The sequence below is a fragment of the Paenibacillus sp. N3.4 genome (assembly GCF_008017805.1).
Taxonomy (GTDB): domain Bacteria; phylum Bacillota; class Bacilli; order Paenibacillales; family NBRC-103111; genus Paenibacillus_E.
The window spans coordinates 32,862-55,891 of sequence record NZ_VRTT01000003.1 but is presented as its reverse complement, the minus strand read 5'-3'; the positions used below and the strand labels follow the sequence as shown (position 1 = coordinate 55,891).

General features: G+C 47.0%; 24 protein-coding genes, 1 pseudogene and 1 riboswitch. Of the genes and pseudogenes, 1 reads left to right on the top strand and 24 read right to left on the bottom strand.

Going from position 1 to position 23,030, the window contains the following annotated elements:
* Positions 1–13: 13 nt before the first annotated feature.
* The 24 genes and pseudogenes from FU659_RS36780 to FU659_RS02970 all read right to left on the bottom strand — a co-directional run bounded on the left by FU659_RS36780 (position 14) and on the right by FU659_RS02970 (position 22,304).
* Positions 14–625 (bottom strand): zinc metalloprotease, encoded by a 612-nt coding sequence (locus FU659_RS36780; RefSeq protein WP_261807578.1) that lies wholly within the window; start codon positions 623–625, stop codon positions 14–16.
* An 86-nt stretch (positions 626–711) separates the two neighbouring features.
* Positions 712–1,077 (bottom strand): site-2 protease family protein, encoded by a 366-nt coding sequence (locus FU659_RS36775; protein WP_261807577.1) that lies wholly within the window; start codon positions 1,075–1,077, stop codon positions 712–714.
* A 4-nt stretch (positions 1,078–1,081) separates the two neighbouring features.
* Entirely contained in the window at positions 1,082–1,450 is a 369-nt protein-coding gene (locus FU659_RS03075) for an arsenate reductase family protein (protein ID WP_147946195.1), read from the bottom strand.
* Between the two features lie 121 nt (positions 1,451–1,571).
* Positions 1,572–2,513 (bottom strand): RluA family pseudouridine synthase, encoded by a 942-nt coding sequence (locus tag FU659_RS03070; RefSeq protein WP_147946194.1) that lies wholly within the window; start codon positions 2,511–2,513, stop codon positions 1,572–1,574.
* Complete coding sequence (locus FU659_RS03065; RefSeq protein ID WP_147946193.1) at positions 2,510–3,079, bottom strand: cob(I)yrinic acid a,c-diamide adenosyltransferase; 570 nt, start codon at positions 3,077–3,079, stop codon at positions 2,510–2,512. The genes FU659_RS03070 and FU659_RS03065 overlap by 4 nt, the downstream gene beginning before the upstream one ends.
* Before the next feature lie 19 nt (positions 3,080–3,098).
* Positions 3,099–4,676, bottom strand: coding sequence for a cobyric acid synthase (locus tag FU659_RS03060; protein ID WP_147946192.1), 1,578 nt, complete (start codon positions 4,674–4,676; stop codon positions 3,099–3,101).
* Entirely contained in the window at positions 4,669–5,766 is a 1,098-nt protein-coding gene (cobD, locus tag FU659_RS03055; protein ID WP_147946191.1) for a threonine-phosphate decarboxylase CobD, read from the bottom strand. Before cobD ends, FU659_RS03060 begins: the two co-directional genes overlap by 8 nt.
* Positions 5,767–5,785: 19 nt before the next feature.
* On the bottom strand, positions 5,786–6,619 hold the full coding sequence (gene cobS, locus FU659_RS03050; RefSeq protein ID WP_147946190.1) for an adenosylcobinamide-GDP ribazoletransferase: 834 nt from the start codon (positions 6,617–6,619) through the stop codon (positions 5,786–5,788).
* On the bottom strand, positions 6,592–7,611 hold the full coding sequence (cbiB, locus tag FU659_RS03045; protein WP_147946278.1) for an adenosylcobinamide-phosphate synthase CbiB: 1,020 nt from the start codon (positions 7,609–7,611) through the stop codon (positions 6,592–6,594). Before cbiB ends, cobS begins: the two co-directional genes overlap by 28 nt.
* A 35-nt stretch (positions 7,612–7,646) precedes the next feature.
* A complete protein-coding gene (cobU, locus tag FU659_RS03040; RefSeq protein ID WP_147946189.1) occupies positions 7,647–8,213 on the bottom strand; it encodes a bifunctional adenosylcobinamide kinase/adenosylcobinamide-phosphate guanylyltransferase in 567 nt (188 codons plus the stop codon).
* A 62-nt stretch (positions 8,214–8,275) separates the two neighbouring features.
* A complete protein-coding gene (cobT, locus tag FU659_RS03035) occupies positions 8,276–9,358 on the bottom strand; it encodes a nicotinate-nucleotide--dimethylbenzimidazole phosphoribosyltransferase (RefSeq protein ID WP_397354986.1) in 1,083 nt (360 codons plus the stop codon).
* Between the two features lie 21 nt (positions 9,359–9,379).
* Positions 9,380–10,156, bottom strand: a complete 777-nt coding sequence (locus tag FU659_RS03030) for an ABC transporter ATP-binding protein (RefSeq protein WP_187273862.1) — start codon at positions 10,154–10,156, stop codon at positions 9,380–9,382.
* 5 nt (positions 10,157–10,161) lie between these two features.
* A complete protein-coding gene (locus FU659_RS03025; protein WP_147946186.1) occupies positions 10,162–11,199 on the bottom strand; it encodes a FecCD family ABC transporter permease in 1,038 nt (345 codons plus the stop codon).
* A complete protein-coding gene (locus tag FU659_RS03020; RefSeq protein ID WP_261807576.1) occupies positions 11,200–12,210 on the bottom strand; it encodes an ABC transporter substrate-binding protein in 1,011 nt (336 codons plus the stop codon).
* A gap of 179 nt (positions 12,211–12,389) precedes the next feature.
* Positions 12,390–12,548: riboswitch (cobalamin riboswitch) on the bottom strand.
* A gap of 32 nt (positions 12,549–12,580) precedes the next feature.
* Positions 12,581–13,108, bottom strand: a complete 528-nt coding sequence (locus tag FU659_RS03015; RefSeq protein ID WP_147946185.1) for a type 2 periplasmic-binding domain-containing protein — start codon at positions 13,106–13,108, stop codon at positions 12,581–12,583.
* 62 nt (positions 13,109–13,170) lie between these two features.
* A complete protein-coding gene (locus FU659_RS03010) occupies positions 13,171–13,437 on the bottom strand; it encodes an aspartyl-phosphate phosphatase Spo0E family protein (protein ID WP_147946184.1) in 267 nt (88 codons plus the stop codon).
* 69 nt (positions 13,438–13,506) lie between these two features.
* Complete coding sequence (locus FU659_RS03005) at positions 13,507–14,712, bottom strand: aminotransferase class I/II-fold pyridoxal phosphate-dependent enzyme (protein ID WP_147946183.1); 1,206 nt, start codon at positions 14,710–14,712, stop codon at positions 13,507–13,509.
* A 15-nt stretch (positions 14,713–14,727) separates the two neighbouring features.
* Entirely contained in the window at positions 14,728–15,219 is a 492-nt protein-coding gene (locus FU659_RS03000) for an Lrp/AsnC family transcriptional regulator (protein ID WP_147946182.1), read from the bottom strand.
* 177 nt (positions 15,220–15,396) lie between these two features.
* Positions 15,397–15,690 (bottom strand): hypothetical protein, encoded by a 294-nt coding sequence (locus FU659_RS02995; RefSeq protein WP_147946181.1) that lies wholly within the window; start codon positions 15,688–15,690, stop codon positions 15,397–15,399.
* 144 nt (positions 15,691–15,834) lie between these two features.
* On the bottom strand, positions 15,835–16,782 hold the full coding sequence (cysK, locus tag FU659_RS02990) for a cysteine synthase A (protein ID WP_147946180.1): 948 nt from the start codon (positions 16,780–16,782) through the stop codon (positions 15,835–15,837).
* A gap of 38 nt (positions 16,783–16,820) precedes the next feature.
* On the bottom strand, positions 16,821–18,134 hold the full coding sequence (locus tag FU659_RS02985) for an MFS transporter (protein ID WP_147946179.1): 1,314 nt from the start codon (positions 18,132–18,134) through the stop codon (positions 16,821–16,823).
* A 117-nt stretch (positions 18,135–18,251) separates the two neighbouring features.
* Positions 18,252–18,749: a hypothetical protein gene (locus tag FU659_RS02980; protein ID WP_147946178.1), complete on the bottom strand. Its 498-nt coding sequence runs from the start codon at positions 18,747–18,749 to the stop codon at positions 18,252–18,254.
* Positions 18,750–19,125: 376 nt separating this feature from the next.
* On the bottom strand, positions 19,126–19,806 hold the full coding sequence (locus FU659_RS02975; RefSeq protein WP_147946177.1) for a PspA/IM30 family protein: 681 nt from the start codon (positions 19,804–19,806) through the stop codon (positions 19,126–19,128).
* Positions 19,807–19,942: 136 nt separating this feature from the next.
* Positions 19,943–22,304: pseudogene (locus FU659_RS02970) on the bottom strand (endonuclease MutS2).
* Positions 22,305–22,510: 206 nt separating this feature from the next.
* Here FU659_RS02970 and FU659_RS02965 point away from each other — a divergent pair.
* Positions 22,511–22,879, top strand: coding sequence for a phage holin family protein (locus FU659_RS02965; RefSeq protein ID WP_147946176.1), 369 nt, complete (start codon positions 22,511–22,513; stop codon positions 22,877–22,879).
* Positions 22,880–23,030: the final 151 nt, after the last annotated feature.

Sequence of the window (23,030 nt, the reverse complement as noted above, 5' to 3'; positions counted from 1 at the left end):
TTGATGAACAAGCCTAATCATGTATAACAAAAAGAGCACGAGTGAGGTAAGACATACCAAACTTCCAACGGGTCTTTGTGGATACCTCATAATAACGCTCATCCGTTCCAAGCGGTGAAAAATCAACTTGCACTTGAATACCTAAGATGAACTGATTTTCTCTCTGAATGCGTTCCACCTTGACCACTTGAACTTTTTTCACGATCGATTGCCGAGGCAAATACGCATGCCCCTCGAAACCGATACCTTGCCAATACATAATAATCGTTTGTCTGCTATCGCCTGAACCGTGCAATTCAGAAAAGGTCGTATATGCCAAATCACGTGTGTGATTCTCACCGGGAAGGATATATCCTTGTTGAAGCAAATGATCCGCATAAAATTCAAAGCGTGTAGAAACAGATACAATTTCCTCACGATTTCTGTATTTCACATATTTCTTATATAAATCCCAGGCAAACATAGCCCAAATCACAAAGAAAATAAATTGACTAAGCCGGCTATCTACATAGTAAATAAAGACTAATCCACCAATTAATCCTAAAATCCACAACCAACGAGTAACTGCCGTCGAAATTCGCCCTCCATCCAACGGATGAATGGGAAGTAGATTAATTAAATTCAAGTAGAAAGCAGTATAAGCTATAGATACGATGGCAGGAGATTGTGTATATACACCTAAGGCCAGTGCGGCTACCCCGCCTAATGTCCCTAAAATAGGCCCGCCAATGCCAACAAAGGCTTCTGTCGCAGCATCCGCAGGATTTTTTTCATCATAATCAAGGCACCGAGAAATGGGATAAAGACAGGCGCCGATACCGGAAGACCTTTGATCTTCGCAGCCAAAACGTGTCCAAGCTCGTGAATGAGGATCATGACGACAAGCCCTATAGCAAAAGGTAACTTAAACATAATCGCGTATGCCCAAATCGTAATAAACATACTGATGACGGCACCGCCAACTTTACCTAATTTGAATACCGTTAAAAGCAGCTTGCCTTGAGAAAGGAGTACAGCTAAGAACCCCCCAATGGCCAACGGTGACTTTTTGCGTGCCGGTTTCTGCTTTTCTTCCAACCTTCTATCCCCCCTTTGCCCATACGTTCTCAAACTCAGAGTCCTTGAATCCGACCGTCACCGTTTTGCCGTCTGTTACGATAGGTCTTTTGATGAGTCGCCCATTCGAAGCTAACAGATTCAGCTTCTCCTCGTGAGACATCTCCGACAATTTGTCTTTGAGTCCCATCTCTTTATATACTTCGCCGGATGTGTTGAAAAACTTCTTAATATCAAGCCCGCTGTCCTGAAGCAATTTTTCCAGCTCCTTAGCAGAAGGTGGTGTTTCAAATAGGGGGACATTTTCACGGATATCTACATCATGGGCTTTCAACCATTTTACCGCATTTCGGCAAGTTCCGCATTTATCGTAAGCAAATACTTTTACTTCCATTTATTAAAGCTCCTTCAGATTTAATGAAAATAAGGCTATTTAAAATTTTGGGCTAATTGCCTCGGAAAGTCAAGTTTATAGCACTAGAAAAACCATCCAAAGAGGGATGGTTGGCGTATTTCTAGGTGCTGGCTTGCAGCCAATTTTGCAATTCTGCTAAATCAGCAGGCAATGGAGCCTCGTATAACGTCCATTTCCGTGAACCCGGATGTATAAAGCCTAGTTGATATGCGTGCAGGGCCTGGCGCCCCAACCGTTCACAAACTTCTCCGGCGGCTTCGCTTAGCTCAAATCCAGGCAGCGTGTACATTTTATCCCCTAGCAGCGGATGTCCAATATGTGTCATATGTACACGAATTTGATGCGTTCTGCCCGTCTCCAGCCAGATTCGTACTAAAGCGGCGTGCTTGTATTGTTCAACGACTTCATAATGAGTAATGGCTGAGTAGCCTGTTGGTGTGACTATCCGGATATGGGGCTGTTCGGGATTTCGATCGATGGGTTCATTTATAGTTCCGCTTTTGTCCGTGACGACACCCCAGACAAAGGCCAGATACTCTTTTGCCACTTCATGACGAGTCATTTGCTCCGATATTTGCTGGTGAACATATGGTGTCTTAGCGATAGCCAGAACACCGGAGGTTTCTTGATCCAGCCGATGAACCGGACGAAAGCGACACGTAATGCCGGCCTGCTGCCAGTGATAGACGACACCGTTGGCGATTGTATTCACATAATGCCCATGCGTAGGATGTACAATAATGCCAGCTTCTTTGGCCAGAATTAATACATGCTCATCCTCATGAATAATGTGCAGAGGAAGATCCTGCGGTAAAATGTCCTCAGACTGCTCTTCCTCCATACGAATCTCGACACGGTCCCCGGCTTTCACCTTTATGCTAATGTATTCTCTAGTCCCATTTACCGTGATGCCTTGTTCGGTCAACTTAATCCGTGATATTAATTTACGGGAAACCATTAATCTTTTCTGCAAAATGGTCTTCAGGATAAATCCTTCCTCTTCAGGCGGCACGATGTAGACGAGCGGTTCATAGTAACTCATGATTTACGTCTGAACACCTCTGCACTGCGGACATACTCTACATCGGCAACACCCTCACGGAAATTAGCTGTACGCGCTATGGTAAAAAATAAATCCGAAAGTCGATTCAAGTATCTGCGCACTTCAGGATTAATTTCCTGCGTACGAGCCAGCGTAACCACTCGGCGTTCAGCCCGGCGGCATACAGTACGACAAATGTGGAGCGTCGAAGAAACGCTGCTGCCCCCCGGTAGTATAAATCTCGTAATATCTGGCGTTTCGGCATCATATTTGTCAATCCAGCCTTCGAGCGCCTCGACCATTTCGGCTGTTACTTTATAAGGACGCAGTTCTTGCTTCAAGAGCGCAAGATCCGAACCGCAGTCAAACAGTTCATGCTGCACCTGCAGCATGTCTTGAAGCAAGTCAGGATATTTATCCGGCGACATGAAGCTCATGGCTTGACCTACGAAGCAGTTCAATTCATCCGTTGTGCCATAGGCTTCAACGCGATCATCATCCTTATCAACCCTGCCACCAATTACGCCCGTTTGACCGGCATCGCCTGTACGTGTATAAATTTTCACAATTATCGTCCTCTCTCTATCAAGACTTAGTTACCTTCATCATCTCATAAACACGGCTCATATCCAAGTGGCTTCGCACATGATTTGCGAGCCTATCGAAAGCTTGCTCTCGCCGTTCTTTGTAACGAAGTCCATCCGCAACAGGCAGCAATCCCTTATTCACACGAATGCGATTTAACCACGCCCGACGAAATTCATCATTGTGCAAAATTCCATGCAAATAAGTTCCCCATACACGTCCCTCATCCACAGTTGCCCCATCCCCATGACGTTCGCCGCTGGCAGGATTCGTCTCAAAAGCCTGTAAATAGAATGGGACTTCCACATCTTGTAGATAGCTCGTGCGCCCCATATGAATTTCATAGCCATCGATGATGATCTCCGAACCATCTCCGGCGAAAAGCGCTGTGCTCCCTTGGACTAAAATCGTCCGCTTCTCCGCTGTAAATACCGTTTCCGTCGGCAAAAGTCCTAAGCCTTCCAACTCCGGATGATCCGATTCGTAGCCTTCCGGATCCAGCAGCTTCATGCCAAGCATCTGATACCCTGCGCAAATGCCTGCGACTGAGCCATGCTCCGTTTGAGCAAAAGCTTGAATCCGCTCAGCCAGACCAGTTTCCTTCAAGTGTCGAAGGTCATCCATCGTGTTTTTGCTTCCCGGAAGTAAAATAACATCCGGCTTGCCCCATTCGGAGAGGTGAGTGATGTAGCGGAAGTGCACGTCCTTTTCTTCTTGCAAAGGATCGAAATCCGTAAAGTTGGACAGACGCGGAAGACGGATAACCGCAATATCTAACTGATCTGCGGATTTTCCGTGTGAAGCCTCTTCACGCCTGCGTTGTACACGTTTAGAATCTAGTGACGCCGAGTCCTCGTCCTCAATACCTAATTGGGGCAAGTACGGAATGACGCCAAGTACTGGCTTACCTGTTCTTTCCTCCAACCAATCCAGGCCTGGCTTTAATAGACTGACATCTCCGCGAAACTTATTAATAATAAAACCTTTAACCCGCTCTCTTTCCTCTGGCGTCAATATCTCCAACGTGCCGACAATGGAAGCGAACACACCACCACGATCAATATCTGCGACAAGCAGCACAGGCGCGTCCGCCCAACCGGCCAACCGCATATTCACGATATCCCGATCTTTCAAATTGACCTCAGCAGGGCTGCCAGCGCCTTCCAAAACGACGACTTCATACTGGCTTCGCAGCCGATGCAGAGCGTCCTTCACGATCACTTCAGCCTGAGGCAAATAGGTCTCTCTGTACGTCCTCGCATCCAGATCCGAGTATGGTTTTCCGTGAACGACAACCTGGGCTACCATATCTTGTTTAGGTTTAAGTAAAATAGGATTCATATCGGTGGTAGCCAATATTCGACAAGCGTCAGCTTGCACACCTTGAGCCCTGCCGATTTCTTTTCCATCGTAAGTGACATAGGAATTGAGCGACATATTTTGCGACTTGAACGGCGCAGTTTGCCAACCGTCCTGAAACAGAATGCGGCAAATCGCGGCCGTAAGAATACTTTTCCCTACATCCGAGGCTGTGCCCTGAACCATCAGTGTGGCCGCCAACTTGGTTTCTTTACTCATTCTTCGGCCCTCGATTCTTCTGCAGCATCTCGCGCAACCCTTCAACCAAACGCTCATTGTCAGCGCGAAGTCGAATCGCAACACGACAATAACGATCATTGAGCCCTTTGAACAAAGAGGCATCCCTAATCAAAATCCCTTGATGTCCCATATGCGTTTGAGCTTGTTTGACCGTAATTCCCATATTGTCAGGAAATGAAAATAGCAAAAAATTAACATCACTAGGGGTAACTTCCAAACCTAACTCTCTAAGTTGCCCAGTCAGCCATGGCTTTTCTGCCTCCAGCCAATCCCTGCTGGATTGCTCAAAAGCTTCGTCGTCTAGCACCGCAGCTCCGATTCGTTGAGCCAAATAGTTAACACTCCACTGTACTTGTAGTGTCTTGATCTGCTTAATGAAATCTGGGTGCGCGACCATAAAACCAAGACGAATGCCCGGTATGGCAAAAAATTTGGTCATCGAACGAATAACCACAACCTGTTGGCTGGCCGATGCCAACTGGATCAACGAGTAATCTTTCTCCTGTGGAACGAAATCCATAAAGGCCTCGTCAAGAATGACCCTTTGTCCATACTGAATAAGCATATCCAGGATGTGGCGAGGAAGAAGCTTGCCTGTCGGATTATTCGGATGCCCCAAAAAGAGTAAATCTGCAGCCGAACACGCAGCTTCCAAGTCTTGCTGTTGGATTTCAAAACCGTAGTTAGCATAAAGCGGAATGTTATAAAGAGATCCGCCCGATTTCAAAATCGCTTCCTCATACTCGCTAAAAGAAGGTCTGGCTAATCCTGTTCTATCTGATTTCAATACGCGCGCTGCCAAATCGATCAACTCAGCGGCACCATTGCCCACGAGTATACTTTCGAAAGGAACATCATATTTCTGAGCTAGCTTCTTCGTCAGTTCACGAACGGCAGGGTCCGGATATTTCACAATGTCCTGCCAATCATCATGTAGAATGTGCCTGACAGCAGGTGGGGGACCTAACGGATTCATATTGGAGCTAAAGTCGAGAAATTGCTCCTTCGGCCTTCCAAATGTTTCCTCCGCCGTCCATAGATCACCTCCATGTCCGTAACGCTCCAGCATACTTCCCTCTCCTTTCAATTTACAATATCGCCGTGAGACCCAATAATAAAAGCACTTCAAGCAGTTCATTCAAAGCGCCGTAGGTATCTCCCGTTAAACCGCCAAGCTTGCGGCTCATATACATAGCTATAACCCAACCGATCACAAAAGTGACGATGGCAAAGCCTATAGGAACTGAAAAGATTGAGAACACATGGAGCGATGTCGAGATTGGTTCACACATATATGTAAAGAGCATCGTAGTTACCAACGCTAAGAACGTGGAAAAAGCTAGATGCCATTTCGTAACGCCACGAAACAAACTGCCTAATCCTGACTCTTTCCGGGCATAGGGCCAACCGCAAATAGCTGCAACCATAAACCAACGACTCCAGATGGGAACGACGGTAAGCAGAAGGCTCGCTCCCTCCCAGCCTTCCATCTGGACTCGCTCTAGTATCGTATAGAGCAGAGAAAACTTGAGCAATACATGCAGGACGCAAACAATAACACCCATGGCGCCTACTCGGCTATCCTTCATAATTTCCAGCATCTGCTCTCGCGGCCTGTGGCTAAGAATGCCGTCAGCCGTATCCATCAAGCCATCCAGATGAAGACCGCCTGTCAGAACGACCCAAAACGTCAAAAGCACAATAGCTGCCGGCATGGGGGGAAGAATCAAGCTCAATCCTTGACAAGCAAGAACCAAGAGCAAACCGATAACAAAACCGGCTAGTGGATAAAAGCTGACGCTGCGCTGGAAAACACGGTCGGTATAAGCGATTTGCACCGGAATTGGCAGCCGCGTTAGAAATTGAAAGGCGGCTATGCAGGCACGCAGCCAATCTAGTAAAACAAGACGAGCAGTACGCATAGCAATCCTCCCATGACTAGAAAGCTGACGCCGTAGAGCATCCTTACGGCGTATACAATATCCCGCTGCGTCCGCGGTCGCAGCGGCCAACCCATGCGGGCGCGCTCGCTCTCGACGCCGCCGTAGACATTCAGCCCGCCCAGCTCAATACCGAGTGCTCCGGCTACCGCCGACTCCGGTATTCCGCTGTTCGGGCTGGGGTGCAAGTGCGCGAAGCGGCGGACTGCAGACGCCGCTCGCTGGGCTGAGAGCCCCGGCTTCAGCAGGGCGACAAGGATCAACAGCAGGCCGGTAAGCCGGGCCGGAATCCAGTTCATGACGTCGTCCCATCGCGCCGACGCCCACCCGAAATGACGGTATTGGTCATTTCGGTAGCCTACCATCGAATCCAGCGTGTTCGATGCCCGGTACAGCATAGCAAGCGGCGCTCCGCCGAGCAGCGCATAGAAGAGCGGCGAGATGACCGCATCCACGATATTCTCCGCCACCGTCTCAACGACCGCGCGCGTCAGTTCTTCCTCACCGAGCTCACCAGTATCACGGCCTACGATGTAGCCTGTGTATTTACGCGCATCTTGAAGATTACCACTGCGCAGCGGATTATAAACCAGATACGCCGCATCTTTTAAACCCTTAATCGCTATCGTTGTTGAAATGAGCCAGGTTGAGACCACATAACCAAGCCATTCATGAATGGAGCGAGCAGCCAAAATAAGCAAGAGCACCGCTCCAAAGCTAACCGCTATGGTGAATACGGTAAGAAATATGCCCTTCGTTCTTAGCCTTTCAGCTGATTCAACCGTTCGTGCATGAGGTAAATCGCCGACTGCTGCTCCTTTTTCTTTAGGACGCAGCTTGTCTTCCAGCCAGCGAATCCAGCGCCCTATAAGAATAACCGGATGCGTTGGCCACTTCGGATCTCCTACGATCCAATCCACGACAATCGCAGCAGCCGTCATCATCACGATCTCCTGCCAAGAATATAACCACATCATTCATCACCGTTCCATGCTTTGTCCATAGCTTTTTAATCCAACCGATAAGCCATGCTTTTTAACTCAATCGGCACGCCTACGGTAACCAGAAAAACTTGCTCGCATACGGCAGCCAGTCGCTGATTCATCCGTCCTGCCAAGTCTCGAAAGCTGCGTCCGAGCGGGTATTCCGGCACGATGCCATCGCCAACCTCGTTCGTAACCAGAATCAAGTGGCCCTTGTAGGAAGAAACAGCACCTGCAAGCTCATCTATTTGCTTCATCACTAAGGCCGTGCAATCAGCTTCTCCTTCATATTTCAGCAGCCAGTTGGTCAGCCAGAGGGTCAAACAATCGACCATGACGACTGCCCCGGAACTGATGCCCGTCGTCTGCAACTGGAGCAGCAGCTCCTTCAGCGCATAGGGCTCTTCTCGTGTATCCCATGGATACCCGGATTCGCGCCGCTGCTGCTGATGCAAACCAACCCGCTCCCTCATTTCCTCATCATAGATGTGGGAGGTCGCGATATAAATGCCCATCTCGCTGCTGCGCATCGCCAGCTTCTCCGCAAATAAGCTTTTGCCGCTTCGCGCGCCGCCTGTAACCAAAACCGCCATGACGCCACTCCTCCCTAACTCAGCTTCCTAACGTAAGCTTACACTGTTCATCGTGCCGTTCTCTATTCTCGCGACACGCCTGCGCTTTCGAATGTCGCCATTTCCTTCATGATCTTGCCTGCGGCGTCGATCAAGTTGAAACAGAGCACCGCGCCTGTTCCTTCGCCCAGGCGCATATCCATCTGCAGCATCGCTTCGAGGCCAACGGCTTCGAGCAGTTTCTTATGCCCCTGCTCATGGGATAAGTGCGAGGCGAGCATGTACGACGCGCTTAGCGGTGCTAATCGGCTCGCCACAAGCGCAGCAGCCGACGATATGAAGCCGTCGACGACTACCGGGCAGCGGTTCTTCGCCGCGCCCAGAATCACCCCAACAAGTCCGGCGATCTCGTATCCGCCAACTTTCGTTAATACATCAAGCGCATAGTCAGCGCTCAGCTTCATCCCTTCATCCTGTTTGCCATGAAGGCTATTCACTTCCAATGCCTTGTTCACCACGGTTTGCTTATGGAGCCATTTGGCATCGTCTATTCCTGTCCCCCGACCAACGGCGATGTCCGCACCTAGTCCCGTTAGCGCACACAATATAGCTGCGCTCGCTGTCGTGTTGCCGATGCCCATTTCCCCCGTTGCAAAAAGCCGATACCCTTTACCTGCTAACTCATCCACAATGTCAACTCCGGCTTGTATCGCCTGGATCGCCTCTTCCGGTGTCATGGCCGCCTCACGGGCCATGTTGCGCGTTCCTTTTCTCACCTTGCGGGCAACAAGGTTAGGATGATCAAGATCCGCATTGACACCCATATCCACACATACAACCTCGGCTCCGGCATGCTTTGCCAGCACATTCACCGCAGCGCCGCCATAGAGGAAGTTAAGCACCATTTGCGGGGTTACCTCTGCTGGAAAGGCACTGATGCCTTCCTCGCAAACACCATGATCACCCGCCATAACAATTACCGCTTTTTTCTCAAATGCAGGCATGACTTCACCTGTTATTCCCGCCATTTGACGAGCGATATCTTCCAATTTCCCCAGACTTCCAGGGGGTTTAGTCAGCTGATCCAAGTGCGCACTAGCGAAGTTCACGTAATCTTCATGAAGCGGTTTGATACTGTCAACGATAAGTTTTAAATGTTTCACGATATGATTCCTCCGTTATAGGGGCTAATGGCCCGGTTGCAACAAGATTTGCGGCGCTTGATTGACAGGGTGCTGGAGCACGATAGGCTCCGTGCCATAGACAGCTGAAATTAACTCATTGGTAATCATTTCCTCCGGAGTTCCGATTCCGGCAAGTTTACCGTTATGCACAACCATAATTCGCGTGCAATATTGGGCGGCTAAGTTTAAATCGTGCAGCACGGCAACGACTGTCAGATTCGATTCTTGCTGCCATTCCTTGATATAATCCATCATCTGAACCTGATAACCGATATCCAGAAAGGTTGTCGGTTCATCTAACATGAGCAGCCGCGGCTGCTGGGCCATCACCTTACCAAGAGCAACACGTTGGCGTTCACCACCGCTAAGTCTTTCTACGGTTCGGTTAATAATCGGCTCCAGGTGCAATTTCTCCACAATACGAGCAATAAGTCCTTCGGCTTCCACCGAATCCTCACCAAGCCAATTTTGGAAAGGATAACGCCCCATTTCCACCACTTCTTTTACCGTGAACCCTACAGGCGGCAAAGCATCCTGCTGCAAGACAGCCAGCCACCTGGCCAGTTCCTTCCTAGAGTAAGACGCTACCTGCTTCCCATCAAGAACAACTTCGCCCGCATCTAATGGATCAATCCCAGACAATAATCGAAGCAGCGTCGATTTGCCGCTGCCATTGGGTCCAATAATCCCCAAAAACTCACCCTGCTTAACCTCAAAGGTGATGTCCTCCAGCACTTGCTGTTCCCTGAAAGATTGGGAGACACGTGCTACTTTTATCATCGCAATCAACCTCTTAACGTTTTCTTATCTTTGTGGAGTAAATAAGCAAAAAATGGAGCTCCGATAAATGCCGTAATCACACCTAGCGGTATTTCCGTTGGGCTAAGCAGTGTACGCGCAATCGTATCTGCCCAAAGCACATAAATGCCTCCCCCGATCGCGGACAATGGTACAATCAACCGATAATCCGGACCAACTAACAGACGCACCAAATGCGGCACAATAAGTCCAACGAAGCCTATAACACCAGCTACCGATACGGCCGCGGCCGTAATGAAAGTCGCTACAATCAGCACGATAAGCTTCGTTCTTTCCACATGGACGCCCAGATGAGCAGCCTGTCTCTCTCCAAGTGCCAGCAAATTGAGCGATCTCGCATAACTGATGATCACCACAAAGCCAATGATTAAATAAGGGGAAATCATGAATGCATAGGACCAACCACGCATCGCCAAGCTGCCCATGAGCCAAAAAATAATTTCATTAATGACTTGTTTGGAAATCGAAACCATAAAGGATACAATAGCGCCCAAAAAAGCCTGCATGACTACACCAGATAAAATAAGCGTCTCCATCCTCAGCTTCCCATCGATTTGCGCCAGCTTGAGAACCAGAAACAACGAGATAAGTCCGGTTCCAAATGCAACTACTGGAATGGACCATTGACCCAACCATGCGAATCGGAGGCCAAAATATATCAAAAAAGCTGCGCCTACTGATGCGCCTGAGGATACCCCCAGTGCATAAGGATCGGCTAGTGGATTACGCAGCACACCTTGAAAAGCTGCCCCCGCCACTGAAAGAGATGCCCCTACAAGAATACCAAGCAAAACACGGGGAAATCGCACTTTGTTTATGATCTGCTCCGAACTTTGCGGCCAGCTAACATCAATATGACTACCTACCCAAGGAATGTGCTTCGCGAGAATACTGGCGATTTGCCCTATAGGCAAGTTTGCAGTTCCCATGGCTAAACTCGCCAGAATAGAAAGAAGAAGGAGTACACCCCCTACTCCTCCCCATAGCATCAATTTTCTTTTCATTTATTTCACCAGTTCGGGATAAATGCCTTTCGCCATTTCGAGGAGACCATCGGTTAATCTAGGCCCTGGACGGCTCAGCATATTTTGCTCAAGACCAACCACTTGCTTGTTCTTCACCGCATCAATAGCATCCCACCCGCTGCGGCCACGTATAATTTCGTCCAGTGTCTTCTTGGTCTTATCATCGACAACCCCTTTAGCAAAGAGAATCACATCAGGGTTTTGTTGAATAACTTTTTCTTCGCTTATTTGATACCAGCCTTGCTTATCTCCTGCCACATTGACCCCACCGGAAAGCTTAATCAACTCATCCATGAATTCGCCACTGCCAACTGTCCAGCCTACGCTAAATTCAATGTACACCTTCTTCTTATTTTCTTGCTTCACATCTTTAACGGCATCGACAACCTTTTGGCGATCTGCTTTCATTTTGGCAACTATTTTTTCAGCTTGTTCCTGATGATCAGTAATTACACCATACGTTAAAATATTACTCATCGCATCATCCAATGTTTTAGGCTCAACCTTGAAAAGATTGATGTTCAGTGCACGTAATTTTTCCACTGTATCGACTTTCATAGAAACGCCAGTGAACACGACACCTGCATTTGCAGCAAGCAGCGCTTCTTGATTAGGTTTCGTAATGCTGCCGAGCTTAGGTTTGGTTTTAACTGCATCCGGATAATCATCAAAGTCCGACACACCTACAATATTAGGCTCTAGGCCAAGCGCAAACAGGGCTTCTGTTTCAGCGGGAGACACAGATGCAATGCGCTCCGGCGCTTTATCGAACGTAAATTCTTTCCCTGTTGCATCCTTTATTTTTAATGGATACACCGTCTTTTTCGCTGATGATGGAGCGGTTGAAGTGACCGGTGCTTTGGTTGAATCCCCGCCCAGCTTAGCCGGTGAGCTGATCTCCGTTTCTTTTTTGCCGCAACCTGCGAGACTAATCGCTGTAGCTACTGCTAAACTAAGTAAAAGTGCTTGTTTCATTGTTTGCTTTTTCATTCCTGTACCAACCTTTCTTTAACCCTGTTTCATTCAATCGTTCTTACAATCCATCTTACAATCCTTCTTACAAAAAAATCCCCTCTGTTCCTAAGGAACAAAAGGGGACGATAAATCGCGGTATACAGCAACCCTAAAGTTACATCCTGATTTAACGCGATCCTTTTCCTCGAAGGATATCGTAGACAGCACCATGGGCAGGTATCCTGACTTTCGAGGCAATGAGACGTATTGCCTGGAATACAGTGGCGGGACCGCGCCGGATTCCAACCGGCTTCCCTTTTAAGTGACACCTCAAGGTAAAGGAGTGTGCCAACACCTATGGCTGCATAATTGATCATAATCATCTTTGTCGATTATAGACCTCTTGCTACTTTTGTGCAATTGCTTTAAGTACTTGCTTTGCTTCATTCAACTTCGGTGCGTTCTGGGGAATAAATGCGACTAACCCTTTCCCTTCAAATCCCTGATCTTTCATCCATTTATTGTTCGTAAGCGGAATACCGTATAAATGCTTCTCGGCAGGTTTCCCTTCCTCAGCGACTTCGATGACTCCGTCCGGATAGTCTTCAGGCTTAATAGTATCATCCAGTGAGACAAATCCTGCTTGTTTAGTCAATGATTTGAACTGATCTTCTGCAAGAATGAAAATACCATTACCGCCAGCCGCAAGTTCAACAATCATCTTTTCCATCGAAAATATAGGTGATGTTAATACTTTCACCGTCGGTGTTTCTCCTACTTTTTCTTTAAGAGAAAGCTCCAGCTTGTCCCCTGCTTCGCTTGGATAGCCATTAGGTCCCATAATAAAAATGGATACATCCGGTTTCGGCCCGCCGCAGCCAGCAAGAATGATCATGAGTCCTACGATTGTAATGAATAGCCATTTCGCTTTCATGTTTGTAAGTATCCCTCCGTCGGTGGTCTAGAGCAATCGATAGTCATGAGAAAAGTCGGTTTTCACCGACTTTTTTTACCTCTATTCATATATTCATTAATTTTTTGGTCGAGGATGGTACTTAATTCGACGACAGAATCTGATGTCATTTCTTTGCCTTCAAGGACCATTTGCTCGAGCATTCGGCGTAGAGAATGAATTTCTTCTTCCAGTAAGTTGAGGGAGTTGAATTTCTTCGCACGCTTGGTCAACCAACGTTGTTCGGTATCATTTTCACGAATTTGAAGATGTTTATTATAGGTCGACAGTTGATATTCCAAAAAAGCCATGCTCATCCCTCCTTACTACAAGGATACCAGTTTTCGTCATCAATGAACATATTTTTTTAGTCTATCATGTTACATTTTTCTCAGTAGATTTCCTATTCTTTCTAAAGCCTCGTTTAGTTGAGAAACGCTGTATGCATAGGAGCAGCGCAAGAAGCCTTCTCCTCCCAGACCGAACACATCCCCCGGCACAGCTGCAACCTTCGCTTCAAACAATAATCGCTGCGCAAACTGGTCTGAAGTCAGTCCCGTAGCAACGATGCTTGGGAATGCATAGAACGCGCCTTGCGGTTCGTGACACTCAAGTCCGATGTCTCTGAACCCTTTGACAATCAAGCGACGACGCTGATTATAGGATTCGATCATGCGATCTTTCTCATCAAGCCCATTGGTCAACGCTTCATGAGCAGCCACCTGACCCATGACGGGTGCGCACATGACGGTGTATTGATGAATCTTGGTCATGGCCGAAATGAGCTCCGGATGACCGCAAGCATATCCCATCCGCCAGCCGGTCATGGCGAAAGCTTTGGAAAAACCGCTAACCAGAATCGTCCGATCCCTCATTCCCGGAATAGCTGCGAAACTCACGTGCTTCTGACCATACGTCAGCTCCGCATAAATTTCATCGGATATGACGATTAGATCATGCTCCTCGACCACTTTAGCAATCGGAAGCCAATCTTCATAGGTCATAATCCCACCTGTCGGATTGCTAGGGTAGCAGAGAATTAGTATTTTGGAGCGTGATGTCAGCACAGCGCGAAGCGACTTCTCCGTCAGCTTGAACTGATCCTTAGCGAACGTTTCAATCCCTACAGGCACACCGCCGCTTATACTCGTAATGGGAGAATAGGAAATGTAAGAAGGCTCAGGAATCAAAATTTCATCGCCCGGGGAAACCAATGCCCGAAGAGCCAGGTCAATCGCTTCACTGCCCCCAACCGTAACAAGCACTTCATCCGAGGGCTCGTATTTGACCTTGAAAGAGTTGTACAAATAGGCTGCGATGGCTTCACGCAGCTCAGGGATTCCTGAATTCGGCGTATACTTGGTTCTGCCGCGCTCTAGGGAATGCACAGCAGCTTCACGCACATGCCATGGGGTAGAAAAATCTGGTTCCCCTACGCCAAGCGAGATGATATCTTCCTTGCTATTACTCACTAAATCAAAAAATTTCCGAATGCCTGATGGCTTGATTTCGCGTACGGCAGGCGTCAAATAATCCTGCATCGACTTTACCTTATTATGCGGGGTCGTTATCTCATCTTTGATCATGGCGTTCCCTCTTCTTTACGGCGAAACGAGCATTCGGTGATCATCTTCTTGATCCTCGAATATAATGCCGTCTTGTTTGTATTTTTTCAATATAAAATTAGTTTTTGTTGAAAGCACACGATCAATTGGCGATAGCTTGTTAGATACAAAGGAAGCAACTTGCTTAAGCGAGTTCCCTTCGATTTCAACGAGCAAATCATATGCCCCAGACATCAAATAAACCGACTTTACTTCCGGATATAAGTAGATCCGTTCTGCAATCGCATCAAAGCCGCGGCCGCGTTCCGGCGTAATTTGCACTTCAATTAAGGCGGTAACCTTTTCGTCATCTACTTTGCTCCAGTTTACCACTGTCGCGTATTTGACAATAACCTTATCCGCTTCCATCTCGCTTATCGCTCGCGCCACTTCGGCCTCCGCCGTTCCTAACATGGTGGCGATCAGATCCGCACTCCTGCGGGCATCTTCTTTCAGTAATTCGAGAATTTTAAGCTTCAAAGCATCCATGGTTAAACCTACCTTCCTGAAATTGTTATTGTTCATCCTACAATCTTACAATGAATTGCTGTCCTAATTCAATTACTGATCATGTCTAAGAAGCGGATTATTTTCATATAGCCGAAATTTCCTCCCAAAACCAATACAAAAGACCACCCGAAAAACCGAGTGGCCTACCCTCTGAACTTATTGTCCATGAGTCAAACTATATTTGGATGTGGTTTGCAGTAATTTTTGCACGGTTGTTTCAATATCACGATGCTCATACGTAGGACGAACATGGATATGGAGAGCATCTTCCATACTTCCCAAACCGACAAGCGTATCCTCATCATATACCGATATGATGCATCCTGCCGTGATTTTGTGCCAATCCTCAGGAGCTGTTCCTCCCACTGTTATGCATTCTTCTGTATATAGCTGAATGAATTCATCCAGTTGATCTTTCTTTGGCAGTTCATTAACATAGGCTAATTTCACGATTTATCCACCTTTCAGGAAGAAACTACTTACTTTTATAATTATACACGATTATGAATTTTTATTCAATTTTCTTATTGTAAAAAATTAATAAAGGACTTTCTTGAGTCCATAAGACCCTAGAAAACCCTTTATTCGCTGGAATTAAAAAATGTCCATACTTAAATATCTCTCGCCTGTATCCGGGGCGATACAAAGCACTCTTTTGCCCGCCCCTAGCTTACGCGCTATTTGGAGGCCAGTCCACACTGAAGCTCCGGACGAAGGACCGACCATAATGCCCTCTTTCGTTGCCAAATCTCTGGTCGTCTGGATAGCGTCCTCATCGGACACTTGGACGATTTGGTCATATATGCTCGTATTGAGGATTGCTGGGATAAAGCCTGGGCTCGTGCCAACGAGTTTATGAGGACCAGGGACTCCTCCGGAAAGTACAGGGGAACCCTGAGGCTCCACGACATAAATCCGGAGGTCAGGCAAATGCTCTCGAAGAACTTCCCCTGTTCCGGTAATCGTTCCACCCGTGCCTGACGAAGCGACGAAAGCATCCAAACGCCCTTCCATTTGCTGCAATATCTCAAGAGCGGTTGTTGTGCGGTGAATGTTGGGATTTGCAGGATTCTCAAACTGCTGAGGAATATAGCTGCCGGGAATCTGATCTCTCAGCTCCTTCGCTTTAGCAATCGCTCCCGGCATTCGAAGCGCGGCAGGGGTGAGCACGACTTCTGCTCCGTAAGCCTTAAGCAGATTGATCCTTTCCTTTGTCATATTATCCGGCATAATCAGAATCGCTTTGTAGCCTTTGGCTGCGGCACTCATGGCAAGCCCGATGCCGGTATTGCCGCTTGTCGGCTCAATAATCGTGGAGCCTGGACGCAGCAACCCCTCTTTTTCCGCCTGCACAATCAAATTATAAGCAGCACGATCTTTTACACTGCCGCTTGGATTAAAGTATTCAAGTTTGACATAAAGCTCCGCATCGCCGTCCTGTACCAAGCGGTTGATACGCACTACAGGTGTATCGCCAATAAGCTCAGTGATACTATTGACCATTTTTCTATTTGACAAGGGTTTCCCTCTCCTTTTCCCCATAACCATTACCCACATTTTTATAGGGATAGGCTCAGTTGTCAAGATTTAATTACGGTTAACTGTTTTTTCATAAAAAACCAGCTAACGAGTGTCGAGCTGCCAATCACCAAAAGCAGCACTTGGATAACGAGTGGAGCCGTACTCCACGATACAACCGCGATAAACAGAAGCACCCCACACACACGCCCTGCATTAAGGGCAAGTTCACGGAGAACGACGTATTCTTCCCGCTGCTTTGCGCTATCCTCCTTTGAGCCAATCAGGTCGAACACCGTAGAAACCATAGGTACCGTATACATTGGAAAAAAGAGAGATGCCCCTAAACCGAAAATCAGCAAGGTTCGATAGTCAATCACCCAGAAGAATGGAAGAATAACGACAACTGCCATAGCAGCGCCTATGAACATAGCAGTCTTCCGAAATTTAGGTTTAATATATCTGCCTGCGATCCAGAAACTAACCAATGAAACAGCCGATGTGATGAGAACAAAATTACCTAAACTAGCCTCACTGGAGGTCGAAATATATACTAAAAGTCCAATCATGAAACCAAAAACGCCTTCTCGAAACCCTTGTGCCACTAAAGCCAAAGCAACCCGTCTCCATGGTGTCTCTTTTTGACGCAAGCAGCGGATAGCGAGAAACCATTCATAAGTACCTTGTGTCTTCCTCTTTTTCAAGAAAAAGCTAATGATCACACCAAGCACAAAGATTCCCAGAGAAATTGAAAAGATTAGCCGGTATCCAACCATGTCCCCTAAGCTTACAATCAAAAACCCAGAAATCCATGGTGCCAGAATACCTGCCCCGGAACCTAGCAATCCCACCCAGCCATTGAATCGATCTCGATTGTAAGGATCTGTCACCTCGAAATAAACGACATTAAATGCGATCCAAAATAAACCCGATGAAACGCCTTGGACCATACCTAGCCATACGAAGTAATGAATGCTGTTAGCCCCAAGCCACAACACAAGCATATAGAAAACAGCTGAAACCGAAACGCCAATTCGTAAACAATTCATTTTGTTGTGTTCCTTCACCCATTTTCCGGCTAACCAGAACGTGAGTGCCATCGTCAAATGGGTAACTAACGTAAACCAACCGATTAAAGCGTAGTCATTCTTAGCTTTCCATAAATAAACACCTACGAATGTCCCCGACAAGGCATTTGCCGTACTAAATAAGGCGTTAACAATTAACAATAAGATAGCCTGCGCATCCAGCTTCCCTTTTAAGGAGGGTAGGTTGTCATTGACGGCCGCACTACTAGCTTCCTTATCATAGGGGCTTATTGATTGTCCGAGTCGTTCACCCGAATAAATACGCGGTCTGCTGCGATCCTTCTGCATGCTGCTCCCCACCTCTCACATGGTTCAAATAGCTCTTGTTAAGCTTCCCCAAACGAGTGAAATTATAAGGCAGCATATAGAAAAACCGAACCCCTTAGGACTCGGTTTGATATCAAATTATGATTTAATACGCTCAACCATCAACAATCGATCGGTATCAGATAAAATCTTCTCAACCTTGAAGCAGGATGGGCATACATAAACATTAACCGTAAAAGGACCCGTTAAAAAGGCATTTCCTAAGGTTTTAGGGATAAGCGGAACGAAGGAAGCCGCGTCGGTAACTTCATCACCGGCCAAAAGCATCAACTCATGGCAGCTAGAGCACTCGGGTGCTTCTTCTTGTTCATCTGAGATATGCTGTACTCTTTCCCCATATTTATCCAGTGGTTCGTCCGAATCTTCCCAAGCCAAGGATAAGTCTTCATCGGTGTCCTCATATTCCGATTCTTCAAAACGGAGAGGTTGGCCTGTTTGTTTGACCTTAAGATCAATGCTCCGATAATCGTTCAGTTCATTAAAGCAGTGCGGACATTCGTCCTCTGGTCCAATCTCCGGATCCCAGACGATTTCCGTCTGACACCATGGACATATAACTTCTTCGTTGGCGCTCATGTCTTCATCCTCCAGTTCCTTGCACTCATGCATATTTCAATAAATAATATACCCCTGCCGCCACAAATACAAATGCAATGGCAAACAAGGTGCCCCACAAGTATTTCATTGTTCTTCAAGCCTCCAAGCGTATGTATGAAGTAAAGGTACACAAGCTCCGACTACGTAGGGTAGGGAGACAGAATCGTTAAGGATAAAAATCCTACCGCCCGGGCAATCACACCCACGGCAAAAAAAGCAAGCACAGCTATATACGGATTGCTTTCCGTTTAATGATCCCTATAGCGGAGAGACTTTAAACTTCGTTTAAAGGTCCCTATATATGGTAGAAGAGACTGAGTATACTCAGTCTCTCGCAGGTACATTTAGTATAACATTAGGATTGTTTTTTTTCAGCAATCTTTGCTTTCATAGCTGCCAATTCATCGTCGATACCACTTTTGCTTGCGCCAAGCCCATCGAGCTCATCATCTAAGCTTCGGTTTTTGGCACGAATTTCTCCACTTGCTTGTGCTTCTGCTTCCATTTGCAGCACTTTCTCGCTCATGCGGTCAAATCCTTTTGCCGCGTTATCCGTACCAAAACCGGACATTGCTTGGTTGATTTGCTTTTGCGCTTTTGCTGTTTCAGCACGTGCAATAAGCAAATCTTTCTTGTTCTTCATTTTAGTGAACTCGTCTTTCATCTCTGTTAATTGACCGCGAAGCTGATCGGCATTCGTTTTGGCCAAGTCATATTGATGTTTGAGTTCGTCATAGCGTGTTTGATGCTCTTTCTTATCTTCCAAAGCGCGGCGTGCCAGATCTTCATTGCCTGATTCCAGAGCTTTCATCGCTTGCTCAGTCCGTTTGGTAACCATTTCTTCGGATTCTTCCACTTGCATTTTGAATTTCTTTTCAATCGCAATTTGCTTAGCAACAGCGGATTCTGCCTCCATGATATCCTCTTCCATGTCGCGCAAAAATTGATTTAACATTTTAACTGGATCTTCGGCCTTGTCGAGCAAATCATTGATTGAAGCCATCGTCATGTCACGCAATCTTTTGAAAATTCCCATTTTAATTTCCTCCTAAGGTTGGTAAGAATAATTATATTGGTGTTTCGAATTCGAATGCTTAATGAATCACCGGTTCATACACATACATACGCAGTCCCAAAGAATGAGTTTCAAAAATTTTGTAATTGAACAAAATTTATTTTAACTCAACGATGGTAACCCCTGCTCCACCTTCATTGTAATTCCCCATCCGATAGCTTTTTACATGCTTGTGACGGCGCAAATACTCCTGCATCCCTGTACGGAGGACACCCGTCCCCTTGCCATGAATCAAATAAACTTGCCCCATATTGCTTAAGAAAGATTCATCCAGGAAGCGGTCCGCTTCAATAAGCGCTTCATCCAAATTCATGCCGCGCATGTCCAATTCCATGCGTATATTGTCATCTCGTGTACGTTTGACAGTTGTGGCCACTTGTTGCGGCTGTTTTTTCTGAGCTGTCGTGCCGATCTTTTCTAAATTAGATAGCGCCACTTTCATTTTCATGATCCCCAGTTGAACAGTCGCCTCTGTACCACTAACGATCTCAACCACATGACCCTTCTGCCCCAGGGTCACCACGCGCACTTCATCACCGGCCTCGATTCGCTCAGGCCGCTTCTTCGCCACGCGAACCTCGCGCTTCTCGCGCAGCTCCGGCGCCGCTAGATCAAGACGGCGCTTGCTTCAATCAGCTTGTGGTCTTTAACGCCACCAGCTTCTTCCTGCGCCATGCGCCGCAGATCCGCGATGACTTCGTCGGCCTCGCGGCGCGCTTGGCGACAGCCTCGCGGGCGTCGCGCTCAGCTCGCTCAAGCAGCTTGTCGCGCTGCTCGTCAAACTTAGCCTGTTGCGCCTCCAGTGATAGGCGCAGCTCTTCTGCTTCCCGCCTTAGCTGTTCAGCAATTTGGCGCTCTGATTCCGCAATCAGGCGATTCTCCTCCAGTGAAGCGATCATCGATTCAACGCGTTTATCTTCTTCGCCTACCTGCGTGCGTGCATGATCAATAATGCGACGGGACAAGCCAAGTCGCTCTGCAATCGCAAATGCATTGCTTCGCCCGGGAACGCCAACGAGCAATCGATACGTGGGACTTAGCGTTTGAATATCAAATTCCATACTGGCATTGATTGTGCCTTGTTTTTGATAGGCATATGCCTTTAGCTCGGAGTAATGCGTCGTGGCAATAATCCGACAACCGATTTGATGTATATAATCTAATATGGAAATCGCCAATGCTGAACCTTCGGCAGGATCCGTCCCTGCTCCAAGCTCATCCAGAAGCACCAAGCTCTTCGGGGTCATGTCTCGTAAAATACGAATGATATTCGTCATATGACTGGAGAAGGTACTCAAGTTCTGTTCAATACTTTGCTCATCGCCAATATCGGCATAAATAGCATCAAACACACAGAGCTGGCTGCCTTCCTCAGCAGGTACAAATAATCCTGACATAGCCATTAAGCTAAGCAAGCCTACCGTTTTGAGAGATACCGTTTTACCGCCTGTATTAGGTCCGGTTACGATAATCGTTGAATAGTCATTCCCCAGCTCCAAATCCAACGGAACAACCGCTTCGGCAGCAATAAGCGGATGTCTCCCCCGTTTGATTTTTATAAATCCGCGGTCATTCAATCTTGGCCTTGTAGCCTTCAATTCTCTGGCTAAGCCTGCTTTGGCGAACGTAAAGTCCAGTTCGGCCAATTGATCCACATCAAACACAAGAAGTTCAACCTGTTCCGCAACAAGTTCGGTCAATGCCCGCAAAATCTTCTCAATTTCGACTTCCTCTTTAAATTTGAGTTCACGGATTTTGTTATTCAGTTGAACAATCGCATCAGGCTCAATATAGAGCGTAGCGCCGGAGGCAGACTGATCATGAATCATACCACCAAAGCTGGAACGGTATTCCGATTTAACCGGGATTACATATCGATCATTGCGTATCGTAATTAATACATCCTGCAGCATTTTCTGAACGGAAGAGTTCCGAATCATTTGTTCCAAGCGCTCACGGACTCTGCCTTCACCGGTGCGAAGCTCGCTTCGTATACGCCCTAATTCAGGACTCGCTCCATCCACAACGACCCCATTCTCATCGATGCAGCTGTTAATTTTGTCCTCTAATTGTTTATTTTCGGTCAGCAAATCAACTTGTTCTTTAAGCATAGGAATCGGATATTCCTCATGCACAGCAAGAATAAACCGTTTGAGCCTGCGTGTGCCAAACAGCGTTGTCGAAATATCGAGCAGCTCCACAGGGTTCAGCATCCCGCCGATTCTGGATCGGTGCAGAGAGGAACGTATATCCCTTATGCCTCCAAATGGGGCGTTGCCCTTCAATCTCTCAACGTTAACGGCCTCATCAGTAGCCTGCAAACGGAGCTTAACGAGTTCGAAATCACCTTTAGGTTCCAGCTTCTCGACAGCATCTTTTCCAAGTGAAGTGGATGCGTGATGTGCTAGTTTATGTAAAATCTTCTCATAGTCTAATGTTTTTATAATTTTTGTATTCAACTGTCTCCAACCTCATTTCTCTAACCTATATTATAAACCAAACGGAGCATGATTAGCTACGGAGACAATCATTATATGGAAGTTACTGACTTATATAATCTTTTGCACGAATGGATAGACTATACTGTGTACCTATTCCTACTGCCAAAGGAATTCCAACCTTTCAACACACCAAGGCTCTCGACAAAATGAAGGAGGTTCACGAAATGCATCTTCTTGGACATCTGGTCAGGTTTATTGTGTCCGCATTGGTATTGATGTTTGTCAGCTGGTTAGTGCCCGGGTTTCATGTCGGCGGATTCTGGAGCGCATTTTTTCTAGCGTTAGTTATCGCTGTTGCCGCATGGATCATTGAAGGAATCTTCGGTAAAAGCATAACCCCCTTTGGCAGAGGGATCGTTGGCTTTCTTGTAAGTGCGTTGGTTATCTGGGCAGCTCAATTTGTCGTGACTAACGTATCGGCAAGTCTGATAGGTGCCATTTTAGCCGCCTTAGTCATCGGGATCATCGACTTATTCATTCCGGTAAAGACCCCTTTTGAACAAGGTCTCCCCGAAAGAGAAAAGCACCGATAACGATCATCAGTTTCAATAACTGATTCCCGTGCTAAGAACCAAAAAGAGATCGGTCTGCTGCGGATATAATCGCCGGACCGATCTTTTCTATAGCATAGACACAATTTCTTTTCACTAGTTTGTCACTGTTTTTTTCCAGGCAGTCATGTAC